Below are 17,765 nucleotides of genomic sequence, written 5' to 3'. Positions count from 1 at the left end.
ATGCCTCAGACGGAGCGTGCTGCGCCGCCGTCGCAGCGGATGAGTGAGCCGGTGATATAGCTTGCCGGCTCGCTGCACAGGAAGGCGGCCGTTGCGGCAAATTCCTCCACGCTGCCGTAGCGGCCGACCGGAATGCGCGCTTCCTTGTCGGCGCGGATCTCCTCGATGCTTTTGCCCGTCCGCTTTGCTGCGGCGCCGTCGAGATCGTCGAGCCGCCCCGTCAGAATGCTGCCCGGCAGAAGCAGGTTGGTGGTGATGCCGAAACTCCCGACTTCCGAGGCGAGCGTCTTGCTCCAGCCGGCAAGCGCCGGGCGCAGCGTATTCGACAGCGCCAGGTTGGGGATCGGTTCGATAACGCCTGATGAGGCGACCGTCAGGATGCGGCCCCAGCCCTGCGCCTTCATATCAGGCAGAAGCGCATTGGTGAGCGTGATCACCCGGGCGACCATGGAAAGGAAATAGGTTTCGAGCTTTTCGGCCGTCATGTCCTCTGTCGTGCCGGGCGTCGGTCCGCCGGTATTGTTGACGAGAATATCGAGGCCGTCGAACTTGTCCTTCACCGCCGTCGTTGCCGTCTTGACGAAATGGTCGTCCGTGAGGTCCGCCCAGATCCAGTCGGCCCGGCCTTTGCCTTCACTGTTGATCGCCTTGCAATTGGCCTCTAGCTGTTCACCGCTGCGCCCGCACAGAAGCACGTTTGCGCCTTCCCGCGCCAGCGCCACGCCTATGCCGAGGCCAAGCCCGCGCGAGGAGGCGAGAACGAGTGCCCTTTTGCCCTTGATGCCGAGATCCATGATATCCTCCGATGTCTTCGAGCGATGTATAAGGCGCAGGCGACGAAAAAGGAAAGGGAGGCTTGCGGTGGTGCCGCGTTTCATATTTGACGTTAACGTAAACGTTATTGTAGTCTCGGATCAGTTCAATAGCATTGTGCGAATTGAAGATTGGCTGTCGCATCCCGGCTCGACAATGCTTCGTTGTTTTGACAAGACAGTGCTTATGGGATGATGGCCACGGCGGCCAAGCGGAGACGAATGAATGACCGAGATGACTGAGCTGCCCGAACGCGAGAGCATGGAGTTCGACGTCGTGATTGTCGGGGCGGGTCCTGCTGGCCTCGCGGCGGCGATCCGGCTGAAGCAGGTCAATCCGGAACTGTCCGTCGTCGTGCTGGAGAAGGGCGCTGAGGTCGGCGCCCATATCCTGTCTGGCGCCGTCGTCGACCCTGTCGGGATCAACCGGCTGCTGCCGGGCTGGCGCGAGGAGGGGGGGCATCCCTTCAAGACGGAAGTCACGGCGGACCATTTCCTGCTGCTGGGGCCGGCAGGCTCGATCCGCCTGCCGAATTTTATGATGCCGCCCCTGATGAACAATCACGGTAACTACATCGTCTCGCTGGGCAATGTCTGTCGCTGGCTGGCGACCAAGGCGGAGGAACTCGGCGTCGAGATCTATCCAGGCTTTGCCGCCGCGGAAGTGCTCTATGATGACAAGGGCGCGGTGATCGGCGTTGCCACCGGCGACATGGGCATCGAGAAGAACGGCGAGCCTGGCCCCAACTACACCCGCGGCATGGAGTTGCGCGGCAAATACACGCTGATCGGCGAGGGGGTGCGCGGTTCGCTCGCCAAGCAGCTGATCGCCAAGTTCGATCTCTCCAGCGACCGCGAACCGCAGAAATTCGGCATCGGCATAAAGGAACTCTGGCAGGTCACGCCCGAGAACCACAAGCCGGGCCTGGTGCAGCACTCCTTCGGCTGGCCGCTCGGCATGAAGACCGGCGGCGGCTCCTTCCTCTATCATCTCGAAGACAATCTGGTGGCGGTCGGCTTCGTCGTCCACCTGAACTATAAGAACCCCTATCTCTACCCCTTCGAGGAGTTCCAGCGCTTCAAGACCCATCCGGCGATCCGAGGCACTTTCGAGGGCGGCAAGCGGCTCTCCTACGGCGCGCGCGCGATCACCGAGGGCGGTTATCAGTCGGTGCCGAAGCTTTCTTTCCCGGGCGGGGCGCTGATCGGCTGTTCGGCCGGCCTCGTCAACGTGCCGCGCATCAAGGGCAGCCACAATGCGGTCCTGTCGGGCATGCTGGCAGCCGAGAAGATCGCGGCGGCGATTGCATCAGGCCGCAGTCACGACGAGGTCGTCGAGATCGAAAATGAATGGCGCCGGGGCGACATCGGCCGCGACCTGAAGCAGGTGAGGAACGTCAAGCCGCTCTGGTCGAAGTTCGGTACGGCGCTCGGCGTGGCGCTCGGCGGCTTCGACATGTGGGTGAATACGCTGTTCGGCTTCTCCTTCTTCGGCACGCTGAAGCACGGCAAGACGGATGCCGAAAGCCTGGAGCCGGCTGCAAATCACAAGCCGATCGCCTATCCGAAACCCGATGGCGTATTGACCTTCGACCGTCTCTCCTCGGTTTTCCTGTCGAATACCAATCACGAGGAGGATCAGCCGGTGCATCTGCAGGTCAAGGACATGGCGCTGCAGAAGAGTTCCGAGCTCGGCATCTATGCCGGCCCGTCCACCCGCTACTGTCCGGCCGGGGTCTACGAATGGGTGGAAAAGGATGGCGACAAGACCTTCGTCATCAACGCCCAGAACTGCGTGCACTGCAAGACCTGCGACATCAAGGACCCCAACCAGAACATCAACTGGGTGCCGCCACAGGGCGGCGAGGGGCCGGTCTATCCGAATATGTGAGGCGGATCGGCATCGCAGCCGACAATTTCACGTGCTGACGCCTTCGTGATCGGCCGCCGACGGCCGCTCTTAGCCATTCGTTAACCATAAATTCCTTAGCTTGCGACATCTTCTTGACGCACTAAGGACACATTCATGACGATCTCCCGCCGGGGCTTTCTGATTGCTCTGCCTCTTTTCATGGCCGGCTGCTCTTCCACCGGCCTGAACAGCCAGACGAATTACGCAGCGCTTCCCGATGAAAAGTTTCCGCTGAAGCAGGTGCCGATCGACAAGATCAAGCCGGAGCTTCGCCGTCAGGAAGTCGCCTATGAAACCGCTTATGCTGCAGGCACGATCGTCATCGATACGCCGGCGCGTCGCGCCTACTATGTCCTCGGGAACGGGCGGGCCATGCGTTACGGCGTCGGTGTCGGCCGCGAGGGGCTGGCACTCGCCGGAAACGCCTATGTCGGGCGCAAGGCGGAATGGCCGAGCTGGACGCCTACCGAAAATATGCAGCGCCGCGAGGAGCGCTATCGCAGGCTCGCTGGCGGCATGCCAGGCGGCCCGAACAATCCGCTTGGCGCGCGGGCGATGTATCTCTATCGCGGCGGCAACGACACGCATTTCCGCATACATGGGACAAATCAGCCGGAATCGATCGGTCTCGCCATGTCGAGCGGCTGTATCCGTATGATGAACCATGACGTGATCGATCTCTATAATCGCGTCGAGGTCGGCGCCAGGGTCGTCGTCATTCAGGCTTGAACGAGCAAAGGACGACCATAAGACAAGCCGCCGGCAGCGATACTACCGGCGGTTTTCTGCTTTTGCGGCTGATGTGGGCGCGTCAGTGGCGGCGTGCTGCGATACCGGTGGAAAGCGCCACGCCGATGCCGGTGGTTACGGCGGCGCTGATTTCGGCAATGCCGATCGTTTCGCCAAGCAGCAAGCCGCCGCCGAAAGTCGCTAGAACAGGCGTCAGCGCCGTGAAGGCGGCAGCCTGCGTTCCGCCGAGCGTGCGGACGGCCGTGCCATAGGCGACCATGGCGACGAGGCCTGACAGAATGCCCTGGCTCAACACCTGCAGGCCGATTTCGGCAAGCGGGGCCTGCGGCAGCGATACGCCGAAGACGAGGGCGAGCCCGGCGATGATCAGGAAGGACCAGGCGGCGATCAGCGCGCTCGCCTGAATGGCCGTCAGTCCCGAGCGGCGGAAGGCATGGGTATAGCTTGCCCAGAGCACGGCGCCGGCCGGCAGCAGGACGAAGCTTGTCCAGGGCAGGGAGGCATCGGCAAGGCTGCGGGTGAGCAGGATCATTACGCCGCCGACGATTGCCGCCAGCCCAGCGATGCGCGTTACATCCGGCCGCTCCCGAAACAGCAACATGCCGATCAATGCGGTGGCAAGCGGCATGGAGCCGCCGAGCAGGATGCCTGATGAGGCGGCCGGGGTGGAATGGATGGCAAGCGCCGTCACCAGAAAGAAGATCGCGCCGCACCCGGCGACCATGATCGCCAGCAGATGGAGCGGCAAACCCTTCGGCAGCAGGCCGGTGCGGAGCCAGACGGGCGAAAGCGCGAGCGCGGGAATGCCGAAGCGGATGAGACCGATATCGATGGGGCCGAGCGACGTTGCGGCGCTGTGGCGGGTTGCCAGAAACCAGGTCGCCCAGATCAAGACGGTGATACTGCCGGCGGCATAACCCAAGGTTTGCGAAGGTGATTTGTCGTTTGAAAATGCGATCGTGCTCATCGTTCCAATCCTTTCCTCCATCCGGATCCTGTCCGGTTGAAAGAAGATTAGCGCCGGAGGCCGGGGCATGTCCTTGCTATCTATGGCAGGAAAGTCGTGCTATACGCAATCTTCTGCCAAAGGGGGCGATTGGATGTTATGAAAATGCCAAATCTCGATAAATTTGATATTGCCATCCTCAAATGTCTGCAGGAGGATGCGCGCGCCACCAATGTCGAGATCGCCGAAAAGGTGAACCTCTCGCCGTCGCCCTGCCTGCGCCGTATCCGCAATCTCGAACGTTCCGGCATCATCCGCGGCTACACCGCGGATATCGATCGCAAGGAGGTCGGTCTCGGTCTGACTGTCTTCGTCGAGTTCAAGGTCATCCATCACAGCCGCGAAAACTCCGAGGCGCAGCAGAAGGCGCTCCTGGCAATTCCCGAGATCGTCTCCTGTTTCCTGATTTCGGGAACGGCCGATTTCCTGGCCGAAGTGGTTGTGGAGGATCTCGCCGCCTATGAGCGCCTTCTGACGGACACGCTTCTGACCCTGCCGAATGTCAGCGACATCCGCTCGAACTTCGCCATCCGCAGCATCAAGACGCATGGGCCGTTGAAGCTGCCGGAAGGAAGATAATTCCGATACTTTTTTCTGTAAAAACCCCTCCCCAACTCCCCACAGGGGGAAGGACTAACTTGGCGCACCGTCTCACTTCAACCTAAAGGTCAAATGTTTGGAATAAGGGTGCGGCAGTTTAAGCCCCTTGTGGGGAGGGGTTGGGGATGGGACTCAGGCGCTACAGTAGCGTCCCGCTGAGGATGAGCAGCGCCACCGAGAAGTAAATGACGAGTCCGGTGACGTCGACCAGCGTGGCGACGAAGGGAGCCGAGGCGCTGGCCGGATCGAGCCGGAGTTTCTGCAGCACGAACGGCAGCATCGAGCCGCACATCGAGCCGAAGGTGACGATTCCGATCAGCGCGGCAAACACCGTGGCCGCGACCATCTGCCAGTGCGGACCGTAGTCGTAGAGCCCGGCCGTCTGCCAGAAGACGATGCGGATGAAGCCGACAAGGCCGAGGATCGCGCCGAGCACTATGCCGGTCGGCAGTTCACGGAGAAGAACTTTCCACCAGTCCGAGAGCTTCAATTCGCCGAGTGCTAGGGCCCGGATGATCAGCGAGGTCGCCTGCGAGCCGGAATTGCCGCCCGAGCTCATGATCAGCGGGATGAACAGCGTCAGCACCACGGCCTTTTCCAGTTCGCCTTCGAAATGCTGCATGGCGCTGGCCGTCAGCATCTCTCCGAGGAAGAGGGCGGCGAGCCAGCCGGCGCGTTTGCGGATCATGCCGGCGAAGCCGATCTTCATATAGGGCTGGCCGAGCGCCTCCATGCCGCCGAACTTCTGGGCCGCTTCCGTCGTGTCTGCGATCATCGTGTCGATCACGTCGTCGACGGTTACGATGCCGAGCATCTGTCCATATTCGTCTACGACGGGTAAGGCGAGAAGATCGTGTTTGCGGATCAGCCGGGCGACGTCCTCCTGCTTCATCAGTGGATCGGCCGAAACCGGCGCGCCCTTCTGAGCCACGGAGAGGATAGATGCGTCGGGCTCGCCGGTGATGAGACGGCGCAGCGTCACCACATGCTGCAGCGCGTGGCTGATCTCATCGAGCACATAGATGGCGTAGACGGTCTCGCGCGAGCGTTCGACCTGGCGCACATGGTCGAGCGTCTGGGCGACGGTCCAGCTGTCCGGCACACTGACGAATTCCGTCGTCATGATGCCGCCGGCCGTGCGCGGCGGATAACCCATCAGGTGCTGGATGGCGATGCGCACCGGCTCGTCGAGGCTGGCAAACAGCCTGGCGCGGGTCTCACCGTCGAGTTCGAGCAGCACGTCGGCGACGCGGTCGTTGGACATGCCGTGCAGCAGTCGTGCGGCCTCCTCGGCGCTGATCAGCGCGAGGATCTCAGCGGCGTTGCGAAGCTCCGGCCGGTCGAGGATGTTGACGGCATAATCGAGCGGCATGCCTGATAGCACACGCCCGGCGTCCTGGACGCTGAGCGCATTCAACGCCTCGACGCGTTCGGCGATCGTCGCGCCGCGGCTGTTGTTGATGAAGGCACGGGCGGCATGGCCTGCCCGAAGAGGGAAGCGATTGATATTCATGAGGCTCGCCTTTCCGTCGATCCGCCGTAGCGTCCGATCGGGCGAGCCGACAGGAGTCGGTCAGCGCACGAGGGCGGCCGCGTACGGCAAAGGCAATCGACTGCTACTGTCGCTTGGCATCTGAGTGATGGCTCCGTTGGAATCCGCGGAAGATGAGTGTCATCCACGTGTCATGCTAGGTGGCCCCGAACGCCTAAAGAGTCAAGCAGGAGAAATGCTTACCGCCAGAATGTCGCACCTGTGCGGCGCGGCATTCGGCGGGTATGGCGGTCGCTTGCGGCTGGCGGCCTCAAAAGACCGCATTGCAAGTGCGAATCAGAAGCCTGCAAGCACTGCCTTGCCCTTCATCCGGCCGCTTTCGACCATCGCATGCGCTTTCTTCAGATTCGCCGCATTGATCGGGCCGACGGTCTCGGTGAGAGTCGTGCGGATCTTTCCGTTGTCGACCAGTTCCGAAATCTTGTTCAGCAGCTTGTGCTGCTCGATCATGTCAGGCGTGCCATAAAGCGGACGGGTGAACATCAACTCCCAATGGATGGAGATGGCCTTGCGCTTGAAGGGGACGATGTCGAGTGTCTTGGGATCGTCGATCAGTGCAAAGCGGCCTTGCGGCGCGATGGCTTCCACGATGTCGCCGACGTGACCGCCGGTATTGGTTGTCGAAAACACGAACCCCGGTGCGCCCATACCGAGCGCTGCCACCTCAGGCGCGATCGGCTTGGAATGATCGACGACGTGATGTCCGCCGAGCGCCTTCACCCAGTTCTGCGTTTCCGGCCGCGATGCCGTTGCGATCACGGTGAGATCGGTGAGAGACCGGGCGATCTGGATGGCGATCGAGCCGACCCCGCCTGCGCCGCCGATGATCAGGATGGAGCGTGCCGCGCCCGGAATAGCGTCCTGCACCTTCAGCCGATCGAACAGCGCCTCATAAGCAGTGATCGAGGTCAGCGGCAGGGCGGCTGCGGCCGCGAAATCGAGGCTCTTCGGTTTTTTTCCGACGATGCGCTCGTCGACGAGGTGGAATTCGGCATTGCTGCCCGGACGGCTGATGACACCGGCGTAGAACACCTCGTCGCCCGGCCTGAACAGCGTGACGTCAGTGCCGACGGCCTTGACGACACCCGCGGCATCCCAGCCGAGCACCTTCAGTTCGTCGGCGGGTGGCGCGGAATGGGCGCGTACCTTTACATCGACGGGGTTGACGGAGACAGCCTTGATCTCGACGAGCAGATCGTGGCCATGAGCTTCCGGCATCGGCAAGTCGACATCGATCAGCGAAGTCTCGGCGGCAATGGGCTGTGGGATCTTATAGGCGACGGCACGCATGGGAAACTCCTGTGTTCTTTGCACGGGAGCTAGATGCGCACTATGTTCGAGCAATGCAAGAATGCACAAATTCTGTACGTAGTACCAAAAAGGATACCGCAAAATGTCGTTGCCGCGCGCGAAACTCGTCAGGAACTTTCCCGGTTGCCCTGTCGAGGCGACGCTGAGCTACCTCGACGGCAAATGGAAGGGCGTGATCCTTTTTCACCTCATGAAGGGCACACTGCGCTTCAACGAACTGCGCCGCAAGCTGCCGGCCGTCACCCAGCGTATGCTGACAAAGCAGTTACGCGAACTCGAAGAGTCGGGTCTGGTGTCGCGTACCGTCTTTCCGGTGGTGCCGCCGCGTGTCGAATATGCGATGACGCCGCTCGGCATGACGCTGAAGCCGGTCGTTGATGCGCTTGCCGCCTGGGGCGACGATTATGTCTTCTGCAGCCCGGAAGGACGCGAGCTGCGCACGTCGTCAGGCGGGCTGCACGCGCCGGCTTCGCCTCTCCAGGCGGGCTGAGGCTGCGAAGACGAAGAGGCCGAGGAAGGAGAGTGCTGCGCCGACGTAACCGGTGGCCGCAAACCCGTAACCCCAGGCGATGACGAGACCGCCGAGCCAGGCGCCGATCGCATTGGCGATGTTGAAGGCGGAGTGGTTGGAGGCGGCGGCAAGCGTCTGCGCATCGGCGGCGACGTCCATCAGCCGCGTCTGCAGCGCCGGCCCGGCGGCAAAACCGCAGCCGACGAGGAAGACCGAGAGGCCGAGCATATAGGGGTTGGCGGCCGTCAGAGAGAAAGTGGTGAGCACGACGATATTATAGATGAGCGAACCGCCGATCGTACCGAGCAGCGATTTATCGGCGAGCCACGAGCCGATGAAATTGCCGGCATTCATGCCGACGCCGAAGAGCACCAGCATGATCGGGACCGCGCTTTCCGGCAGCATCGCCACCTCGGTCGTCGTCGAGGCGATATAACTGAACATGGCGAACATGCCGCCATAGCCGACGGCGGCGATGGCGAGCGTCAGCCACACCTGCGGCCGGCGGAAGGCGCCGAGTTCGCGTGAGAAGCTCGCCTCTTCGGAGACCCTGTCCTTCGGAAGATAGATCCAGATCAAGGCCACGGTCAGCAGGCCGACGATTCCGACCGACCAGAACGCCACCTGCCAGTCGAGCGACTGGCCGAAGAAGGTCGTCAACGGCGTGCCGAGAAGTGTCGCGACGGTCAGGCCGAGCATGACGCGCCCGACCGCCCGCGCCCGCCGGTTCAACGGCACCATCGAGGCGGCGACGAGCGCCGCGACGCCGAAATAGGCACCATGCGGCAGGCCGGTGATGAAGCGCAACACGGCGAAGGTCTCGAAGCTTGGCGCCACTGCGCTCGATATGTTACCCACGGCAAAGATGAGCATCAGCGTCAAAAGCAGCGTGCGACGCGCCATCTTCGCGGCAAGCACGGCGATGACGGGCGCGCCGACAACAACGCCGAGGGCATAGGCGCTGATGACGTAGCCCGCCTGTGGCGTTGTAACCGAGAAGGTTTCCGCGACATTGGGCAGCAGCCCCATGATCGCGAACTCGCCCGTGCCGATTCCGAAGCCGCCGCAAGCGAGTGCAAGTTGAACCAAAGCGACCGTCGTTGCCGACGGCAGTTCGTCATCCGGCCGGGATTCAATGGAATCATTGATGGCGATCTCACTCATGAGAGCTCCGTAGGAAGGTTCTGCTTGGTAACGGCCCTGACGCCGCGAGGCGGTTGGGATTAAATGGCGGGAGGTGGAGACGATCTCTCCGGTATCTTGATCTATCCGCAAGGGAGCGGCCGGCGTCGAGTGCATTTTTTGCAGTGCAGTGTCCTGCTATGTGCATATGTCCGTTGCAATATTTGCATTTCTGTCATTTCTGCTGTGGAGGGACGGCGCTTGAAATCGACGGTGCCGCAACCATCTGAGGAGCAAGGCAGGACCATTTCCGCGCCAGGGACGGGAGCCCGTATGAAGCTTGTAGGCTTTTTCAACCGCGACGGCGGCACCTTCAGGACCACCGACATGCTGGCCTACGAGAAGAGAGCGGAGGCGGCCTTTCGAGATGCGGGACACGATTTCGATGCAATCGTTTTTTCAGGCAAGGAAATCATCCCCGCGATGGAGCGGGCGGCCAAGCGAGACGATATCGACGGCATCGTCGCCGGCGGCGGCGACGGGACGATTTCGGCGGCGGCGTCGATCGCCTGGAAAAACGGCATCGCGCTCGGCGTCGTGCCGGCCGGCACCATGAACCTCTTTGCCCGATCGCTGCGTGTGCCGCTCGATATTTGGCAGGCGCTCGATGTGCTGGCTACCGGTGAAATCGACAATGTCGACATCGCCAGCGCCAACGGCCGCCCGTTCATCCATCAGTTTTCAGCCGGCCTGCATGCCCGCATGGTGCGCTACCGCAATTCCTACAGCTATCGCTCGCGGCTGGGCAAGATCAGGGCGAGCACGAAGGCGGCTCTCGGCGTGATCTTCAACCCGCCCGAGTTCGAGGTCGAGTTCGAGGCGGTCGGCATGCGCGAGCGCCGCAGGGTCTCGGCGATCTCGGTCTCCAACAACCCGTTCGGCGAAAACGCGCTGCTTTATGCCGATAATCTGAGAAGCGGCGAGCTTGGCTTCTATACGGCTAATCCGCTGAAACCGCTCGGTGTCGCCCGCCTCGCCATCGACATGCTGCGCGGCAAGGTTCGCGAGAACGCGGATGTCATGGTGATGCATCCGGCCGAGGTGCGCCTGCATTTCCCGAAACTGCGATACAAGGCCAATTGCGTCATGGACGGCGAACTGCTGCCGCTCGAACGCGATGTGCTGATCCGGCTGCATCCGGGTGAACTGAAGGTTCTCGTCAAACAGGGCCTTGCCGCCCAGATCGATGCGGACGAACGCCGCGAGCCCGCCGCGTAAGCCTGCCGCCGCGGAGTTTCAGAACCGCGGCAGATAGGTGCGGTAGTCGAAATCCGAGACCGTGCGCAGATGCGCAAGCGCTTCCTTGCGTTTGGTGTCGCCATAGAGCGCCTGATAGCGGGTTCCGAAGATATCGGCGATAAAACGCGAGGTGCGGAAGGTCTCGACCGCGCACAGGAAATCATGCGTCAGTCGTGTCGTATCTTCAGGCATGTGCGCGGGCGTCGTCTCCTCGCCGGGATCGAGCTCGCGGTCGAGGCCGGTGAGCATGCCGCCGAGGATCGCCGCCAGCAGCAGATAGGGATTGGCGTCGGCGCCGGCGACACGATGCTCGATACGCGCGGCCGGCCCATCCTTTTCGGGTATGCGGATTGCCGTGCCGCGATGGCCGTTGCCCCAGGTCAGATCGACGGGCGCGAAGGAGCCCGGCTGAAAGCGCCGGTAGGAATTGGCGAAAGGGGCGAAGATCAGCTGCGCCTCGCGCATGCTGTCGAGCATGCCTGCCGTTACCGATTTCAGCAGCTTCGGCTCGCCGCCTTTGGCATCGAGAATGTTGCGGCCCTGTTCGTCGATGACGCTTGCATGCACATGCAGGCCGGAGCCGGCATGGTCGGAATAGGGTTTGGCCATGCAGGTCGATTTCAGCCCGTGGCGGCGCGCCGCCTGTTCGGCGATACGCTTCAAGTAGAGGCAGTCGTCAGCCGCGGCCAGCGCATTTGGGCGGTGCAGGAGGTTGACCTCGAACTGTCCAGGTCCGAATTCGGCTGTGGTCGCGTCCGCCGGCAGTCCCTGCGCCTTCGCATAGGCCCTCAGCGTCCTCAGATAGCCATCGAGCGCATCGACGGCGCTCATGTCGTAAAGCTGAAAACCGTTCGGCTCGCCGCGATACGTGAGGCTTTCGGGCGGAGAAGGGCGTCCGGTCTCGCGCCAGTCTCCCGACATCACGTAGAATTCCAGCTCGGTGGCGACGACAGGCGTCAGCCCGCGCAGTCTATAGCGCTCGACCACAGAGGCTAGGATGGCGCGCGGATCCATGAAGCTCGGGCTGCCGTCGAATTCGCACATGGTGGCGAGCACCTGCATCGAGCCCTCCGGCGCCCAAGGCATCGGCGCGAGGCTGCGTCGGTCGGCAACGACCATGCCGTCAGGATCGCCGATGGTCAGCGACAGGCCGGTGATGGCGTCATTGTCGTCGCCCCAGATGTCGAGCGATTGCGTCGAGGTTGGCAAGCGGATGTCGCCGGCCCAGATCTTGCCTTCGCTGCCGGGGGGAAGTTGCTTGCCGCGCAGTTCGCCGTTCATGCCAACGATCAGGATCTCGAGACGCGGATCGCCGCCTTCGATCTTGCCGTCCATCCTGTCGCTCGCCATGACCTTGAAAATCCTCCGGGAGAAGGCCAAGCTCCTATCTCATCGATATCAGCCTTTCAATCCGCGAGGGTCTTTTACAAGTCATGCCCGATACTTACCCGCCCTCCAACCTTGCCGCGATCGACGCTGCGCACCATCTGCACCCCTTCGCCGACATGAAGAAGCTGAATGCCGACGGTACGCGCATCATCCAGCGCGGCGAGGGCGTCTACATTTTCGACGATCGCGGCAGGAAATATCTCGACGGCTTCGCCGGCCTCTGGTGCGTCAATATCGGCTATGGCCGCCGGGAGATCGCTGACGCCGTCGCAAGGCAGATGAACGAACTGCCCTATTACAACACCTTCTTCGGCACGACCTCGACGCCGGCGACGCTGCTGGCGCAGAAGGTTACATCCCATGCCGGCGCGCGGTTCAACCATATCTTCTTCACCGGCTCCGGCTCGGAGGCAAACGACACCTGGTTCCGCATGGCCCGAGTTTATTGGAGCGCCGTCGGCGAGCCGTCGAAGAAGATCGTGATCGCCAGGAAGAACGGTTATCACGGGTCGACCGTTGCCGGCGCCAGCCTCGGCGGCATGAAATACATGCACGAGCAGGGCGACCTGCCGATCCCGGGCATCGTCCATATCGGGCAGCCTTATTGGTATGGCGAGGGCGGCGATCTCTCGCCCGCCGAATTTGGCCTCAAGGTCGCCCGCGAGCTCGAGGCGAAGATCGACGAGTTGGGCGAGGAGAATGTCGCAGCCTTCGTCGCCGAACCGGTGCAGGGTGCTGCCGGCGTCATCATCCCGCCCGAGACCTATTGGCCGGAAATCGACCGGATCTGCAAGGCGCGCAATATCCTGCTCGTAACCGACGAGGTGATCTGCGGTTTCGGCCGTCTGGGCGCCTGGTTCGGCCATCAGCATTTCGGCGTCGAGCCGGATCTCGCGCCGATCGCCAAGGGCCTTTCCTCCGGCTATCTGCCGATCGGCGGCGTGCTCGTCAGCGACAGTGTCGCCGATGTGCTGATCAACGAGGTCGGCGAGTTCAATCACGGCTTCACCTATTCCGGCCATCCGGTCTGTGCCGCCGCCGCACTTGAAAATCTGCGCATTATTGAGGAGGAACGGCTGGTCGAATGTGTGCGCGACGATATCGGCCCTTATTTCGGCAAAGCTTGGGCGGCGCTATTCGAACACGATCTGGTCGGGCAAGCCGATAGTATCGGGCTGATGGGCGGCCTGCAGCTTGCCGCCGACAAGCGCACGCGCGCTCGCTATGAAAAGCCCGATCAGATTGGCGCGCTGGTGCGCAACCACGCATTGGCGAACGGCCTCGTACTGCGCGCCACGGCCGACCGCATGCTCGCCTCACCGCCGCTTATTATCAGCCATGCGGAGGTGGACGAGATGGCAAGGGTTACCAAGCTGGCACTGGATGCGGCTTGGAAGGAGCTAAGATCCTGATTTCGTTCAGCTCGGCTGATCAACCCAGGCATAGCCGAAGCGATAGCTGTCGTCGCCGCGACTGTAGAGATAGGGTACGTCGATGACCGACGACTCCGGCGCTGATATGCCGAGGTGGGCCTGGAGCCATTGCGCCATATCCGGCGGAAGCGCTTCGTTTTTCCCCTTATGCGGTATGAGCCACACGAGAAGAAGCGGCCGGCGGCCGGAGAGATCCGGCTTGAAGCCGGGGTAATCAATGGAGAGGACGGGAATGCCGGAAATATCCTGTCTGAGATTGCCGGCGAGCAGGCTGTCGCCGGCAAGGATCGCCGCCGGTTCGGCCTTTTTGCGCAAGCTTTCGAGCATATCGGCATATGGCCTGTTCAGGCGCTCATAGTGACCCGTGAACCGCGCGCTTGCCACACTGCCGTAAAGGGCCGCAGGCACGCCGATCATGATGACGGCAATCACGGGCATGAAGCGCCGTAAAGCCTTGCTGGTCTCAACGCCTGCCGCCTCGATCTTCAGGCAGAGATACAGCGGCACGATGAAGAGCATCGGCACCAGCCAGCGGTCCTTGATGCCGGCTGCGCCGCCCAAGACGATCAACAGCAGAATGCCGGTGAGAAAAATGAGCATCATCCGCTCGATAAGCCGCGTCCATTCCGATTGGGCGGTCAGCGCTGGACGAAGGCTCTTGCCAAAGACGACGGCGAACACCGCCACCGTCAATCCGGCGAAGCCGACGGTGGCAAGGGCGAGGGAACCGGCGCCCATTCCCACTTGCATGAGATAGCTCGCATCGCCGCTGGCGGTCATCTTCTCCAGGGTGCGGGCCGTCGCAAAATCGAGATTGTCCTTCAGCCAGAAGAGATGCGGCAGCGTGATGACGAGCGCCGCGACAGCAGTCACCGCGAGCCTCCGATCGAAGATCCGCGTCCGAAGGCGCGCATCCGTCAGCGCGGCAATTAAGGCTGCGGCTGGCAGGATGGCGAAATTGTACTTGGCAAGCAGGCCGAAACCGATGCCGATGCCGGCGACCAGATAGGAGGCGAGGCTCGGCCGTTTCAAGCTGAGGATAAAGCCGTAGAAGAAAAGACTGGCCGAAAAGAAGACCGCTACGGTATGCGTCAGATCGCGCTGCATCTCGAAAACCATTTGCGGGATGGTCAGCAATCCGAGTGTCGCCATCGCCACCAGCCTCTTGTCGCGCAGGATGAGTTGCGCGGTCAGGCCGTAGAGCAGATAGGAGGTGAACAGGAGGAGGTTCTTCACCACCGACAGCGCGACAAGCGAAACCCCGGCAAACAGGAAGACTGTATATTGCAGCCAGTTGTAGAATGGTGGCTGCGGGCCGTAACCGGCGGCGAGCCACTGCGAGCGGAAGGCCTGCTCGGCTTCGTCGAGGTCGAGCGAATGTGAGGTTGCGAGCCGCACGCCGATCTGAAGCGCGAAATAGGCGGCAAGCAGGACAAAAATCCACCTGATGTCCCGATTACTGGTCTCAGTCATCTATCGCGCTCCCGGCCGAACCCAGGCATAGCCAAGGGCGAAATTGTCCCCCTGGCGGCCGAAATAATAAGGAAGCGACACGGCGGCGATCTCCTGCGGTGTGATATCGGCTGCCGCCAGTGCCGATGAAAACCGCTCCGGCATGACCGCATCCGCAGCCGTCGCCGTCTTCTTGCCGCGCCAGACGATGAGCACCGGTCCGCCTGACGTCGCATAGGCCGGGATGCCGGACGCGGGGAAATCCGGGATGACGACGGGCACGTCGGGAAACTGCAGGCGCATGTTTCCGCCGACATAGGTATCAGAGGCGATGATCAGCGCAGGTTCAGCCTGCCGCGTCATGTCGCGCGCGAGATCGGCTATCGGCACATTCGGCCTGCTGTAGGTGCCCATCAGCCGGGCGCCGACGACGCGGAAGCCGAGTGCGATCAGCACACAGGCCATCAGCACCGGCACGACAGGCCGGAAGCGGCGGAGGCCGGCGGAAAGGTCGAGCCCGGCCGCCTGCATCTTTGCCAGGAAGTAGATCGGCAGCACCAGCAGGAACGGATCAAGCCAGCGCTCGCGCACGGTCGTGGAGCCGGTGAGCAGCACGATCAGAAGAATACCCCCGAGGCTCGCGAGCATCATCCGCTCCATCATGCGGGTCCAGCGGTTTCCGGATGAAAGCGCCCGGAAGAAATCCCCGCGGAAGGCGGCGGCGAAAATGGCGACGGGCAGCGCTGCGAAGGCGATGATGGCGACGACATAGGCGAGAATACCTTTGCCGATCCGCAATGCCCCGGCCGGTTCATTGCCGGCAGCCATTTTGACGAGAGTATCGGAGGAGGCGAATTCGAGATTGTTCCGCAGCCAGATCGCGTGCGGCAGAACGATGACGAGCGCGACGCCGATCGCCGCCAGCAGGCGCCGGTCTAGCGCTCTGCGCCGCCATTCGGCATCGGGCAGGATGGCGATCAGCGCGGCGACGGGCATCAGTGCGAAGTTATATTTCGAGATCAGACCGATGCCGGTGGCAAGCCCCAGCAGGAGATAGCTGCCGATATCGGGGCGCTCGAGCGTGCGGAAGAGGCCGTAGAGGAAGAGCGAGCTTGCAAAAAGCAGCGCCGTCGTATGGGTCAGATCCTGCTGCGCCATGTAGGAGACCTGGGGCAGTGTGATCAGCGCCAGCATCCCGGCGGCGGCGAGTGCCTGGTCCTTCAGGACCTCGCGCCCGGCAAGGCCGTAAAAGAGATAGCACAGGAAGAGCAGGATATTCTTCGGGATGATAAGGGCGCCCATCGACAATCCGGTCACCGAAACGACCGCATATTGCATCCAGTTGTAGAAGGGCGGCTGCGGGCCGTAGCCAGCCAGCAGATATTGCGAGAAGAAGGACTGCTCGGCTTCGTCGAGTTCAAGCGAGTGCGGAAGCGCCAATCGCAACGCGATGTTCAGCACGAAATAGGCTGCAAGCAGCAGCGCCGCGGTTCTGATCGTCCTCGTCGCGCGTTCCAGCATCGTGCTGCCGGTTTACGCTCGGCTTTGATCGTCGAAGATCTGCCGCACGATATAGTTCGGGGATGCGTCATCACGGTAATAGGTGCGCGCGATCATTTCCGCCAGAATGCCGGTGGTGATCATCTGCACCGACGAAAGCAGGAGCACGACGCCCACCATCAGCATCGGGCGTGTGCCGATATCGTTGCCCAAAATGAACTTGTCGAAGCCGAGATAGAGCAGGATCAATATGGCAACCGCGCCGAGACCGAGACCGAGCGAGCCGAAGAAATGGCCGGGCCGGGCCTTGTAGCGCATGAAGAACATCACCGACAGCAGATCGAGGATGACGCGGAAGGTGCGCGAAATGCCATATTTCGAAACGCCGTGCTCGCGGGCATGGTGGGTGACGACCATCTCGCCGATGCGCGAGCTTGGCACGACGCCGGCGACCCAGGCCGGGATGAAGCGGTGCATCTCGCCCATCAGCTTGACCTGCTTGATGATCGACGCCCGGTAGATCTTCAGGCTGCAGCCGTAGTCGTGCAGCTTGACGCCGGTGATGCGGCCGATCAGGTAGTTGGCGCACCAGGAAGGAATTTTGCGTAACAGCAGGCCGTCCTGGCGGTTCTTGCGCCAGCCGACCAGGAGATCGAGTTCGCGCCGTTCGAGCTCCGAGACCATCGAAGGGATATCCTTCGGGTCGTTCTGCAGGTCACCGTCCATCGTCGCGATCAGGCGGCCGCGGGCGGTGTCGATGCCGGCCTGCATGGCAGCGGTCTGGCCGAAGTTGCGCTGCAGCTCGACGATCCTGAGTACCAGCCCCTCGCGCCCGACGAACTTGCGGGCATTGACGAGCGTCGCATCCGTGCTGCCGTCGTCGACGAGGATCAGTTCCCATCGATGAGGATACTGGGCCATAGCCGCAAGGATACGCTCGACAAGCGGACCGACGCTTTCCTCTTCATTGAAAACGGGCACGACCAGCGATAGCTCGAGCGATTGTACCGGATCATTCGTGCCGCGAATGGGCTCTACCGTTGTCTGCAACTCTTATCTCCAAAAGGCCGGCGGCCTTGCAATCTTACTGCCGCCATCGCGCTAGCGGAAGCCTAG

Annotated in this window: 15 protein-coding genes; 6 read left to right on the top strand and 9 right to left on the bottom strand. The window is 62.1% G+C overall.

Translation table 11 applies throughout. From position 1 onward, the window contains the following. Positions 1–5: 5 nt before the first annotated feature. Entirely contained in the window at positions 6–794 is a 789-nt protein-coding gene (locus tag FFR93_RS13025) for an SDR family oxidoreductase (protein ID WP_064711290.1), read from the bottom strand. Positions 795–1,038: 244 nt separating this feature from the next. Between FFR93_RS13025 and FFR93_RS13020 the strand changes: the two genes are divergently transcribed. Both FFR93_RS13020 and FFR93_RS13015 read left to right on the top strand, forming a co-directional pair. After that, positions 1,039–2,703: an electron transfer flavoprotein-ubiquinone oxidoreductase gene (locus FFR93_RS13020; RefSeq protein WP_138393529.1), complete on the top strand. Its 1,665-nt coding sequence runs from the start codon at positions 1,039–1,041 to the stop codon at positions 2,701–2,703. Positions 2,704–2,838: 135 nt separating this feature from the next. Then, on the top strand, positions 2,839–3,453 hold the full coding sequence (locus FFR93_RS13015; protein ID WP_064706685.1) for a L,D-transpeptidase: 615 nt from the start codon (positions 2,839–2,841) through the stop codon (positions 3,451–3,453). A gap of 82 nt (positions 3,454–3,535) precedes the next feature. Here FFR93_RS13015 and FFR93_RS13010 read toward each other — a convergent pair whose 3' ends face one another. Continuing rightward, a complete protein-coding gene (locus FFR93_RS13010; protein ID WP_064706686.1) occupies positions 3,536–4,441 on the bottom strand; it encodes a DMT family transporter in 906 nt (301 codons plus the stop codon). A 144-nt stretch (positions 4,442–4,585) separates the two neighbouring features. Here FFR93_RS13010 and FFR93_RS13005 point away from each other — a divergent pair, with 144 nt between their 5' ends. Continuing rightward, positions 4,586–5,059, top strand: coding sequence for an Lrp/AsnC family transcriptional regulator (locus tag FFR93_RS13005; RefSeq protein ID WP_064707055.1), 474 nt, complete (start codon positions 4,586–4,588; stop codon positions 5,057–5,059). Positions 5,060–5,219: 160 nt separating this feature from the next. Here the strand turns inward: FFR93_RS13005 and mgtE are convergent, their stop codons facing one another. Both mgtE and FFR93_RS12995 read right to left on the bottom strand, forming a co-directional pair. Beyond that, positions 5,220–6,593: a magnesium transporter gene (gene mgtE / locus FFR93_RS13000; RefSeq protein ID WP_138393528.1), complete on the bottom strand. Its 1,374-nt coding sequence runs from the start codon at positions 6,591–6,593 to the stop codon at positions 5,220–5,222. A gap of 315 nt (positions 6,594–6,908) precedes the next feature. Then, positions 6,909–7,922, bottom strand: a complete 1,014-nt coding sequence (locus FFR93_RS12995; RefSeq protein WP_138393527.1) for a zinc-binding alcohol dehydrogenase family protein — start codon at positions 7,920–7,922, stop codon at positions 6,909–6,911. Between the two features lie 103 nt (positions 7,923–8,025). Here FFR93_RS12995 and FFR93_RS12990 point away from each other — a divergent pair, with 103 nt between their 5' ends. Then, on the top strand, positions 8,026–8,433 hold the full coding sequence (locus FFR93_RS12990) for a helix-turn-helix domain-containing protein (protein ID WP_138393526.1): 408 nt from the start codon (positions 8,026–8,028) through the stop codon (positions 8,431–8,433). Here the strand turns inward: FFR93_RS12990 and FFR93_RS12985 are convergent. Then, positions 8,389–9,618 (bottom strand): MFS transporter, encoded by a 1,230-nt coding sequence (locus FFR93_RS12985; RefSeq protein WP_138393525.1) that lies wholly within the window; start codon positions 9,616–9,618, stop codon positions 8,389–8,391. The genes FFR93_RS12990 and FFR93_RS12985 overlap by 45 nt on opposite strands. A gap of 291 nt (positions 9,619–9,909) precedes the next feature. On the opposite strand from FFR93_RS12985, the gene FFR93_RS12980 reads away from it, so the two are divergent. Then, a complete protein-coding gene (locus FFR93_RS12980; RefSeq protein ID WP_064706691.1) occupies positions 9,910–10,854 on the top strand; it encodes a diacylglycerol kinase family protein in 945 nt (314 codons plus the stop codon). A gap of 18 nt (positions 10,855–10,872) precedes the next feature. On the opposite strand, the gene FFR93_RS12975 is transcribed toward FFR93_RS12980, so the two are convergent. After that, a complete protein-coding gene (locus FFR93_RS12975; protein WP_138393524.1) occupies positions 10,873–12,225 on the bottom strand; it encodes a glutamine synthetase family protein in 1,353 nt (450 codons plus the stop codon). Positions 12,226–12,308: 83 nt separating this feature from the next. On the opposite strand from FFR93_RS12975, the gene FFR93_RS12970 reads away from it, so the two are divergent. Then, on the top strand, positions 12,309–13,676 hold the full coding sequence (locus tag FFR93_RS12970) for an aspartate aminotransferase family protein (RefSeq protein ID WP_138393523.1): 1,368 nt from the start codon (positions 12,309–12,311) through the stop codon (positions 13,674–13,676). Between the two features lie 6 nt (positions 13,677–13,682). On the opposite strand, the gene FFR93_RS12965 is transcribed toward FFR93_RS12970, so the two are convergent. From FFR93_RS12965 to FFR93_RS12955, 3 genes are read right to left on the bottom strand one after another with little or no spacing between them, the layout of a single operon-like run. Next, positions 13,683–15,170, bottom strand: coding sequence for a glycosyltransferase family 39 protein (locus FFR93_RS12965; protein WP_138393522.1), 1,488 nt, complete (start codon positions 15,168–15,170; stop codon positions 13,683–13,685). Next, positions 15,171–16,670 carry a glycosyltransferase family 39 protein gene (locus FFR93_RS12960; protein ID WP_138393521.1) on the bottom strand — a complete coding sequence of 500 codons (1,500 nt, stop codon included), beginning with the start codon at positions 16,668–16,670 and terminating at the stop codon, positions 15,171–15,173. Between the two features lie 12 nt (positions 16,671–16,682). After that, on the bottom strand, positions 16,683–17,699 hold the full coding sequence (locus tag FFR93_RS12955; RefSeq protein WP_138393520.1) for a glycosyltransferase family 2 protein: 1,017 nt from the start codon (positions 17,697–17,699) through the stop codon (positions 16,683–16,685). Positions 17,700–17,765 lie beyond the last annotated feature (66 nt).

The sequence above is a fragment of the Rhizobium sp. MHM7A genome, from assembly GCF_005862215.1.
Lineage (GTDB): Bacteria > Pseudomonadota > Alphaproteobacteria > Rhizobiales > Rhizobiaceae > Rhizobium > Rhizobium bangladeshense.
Note: the sequence above shows the minus strand (reverse complement) of the source record. Positions and strands in the feature narration are given on the sequence as shown.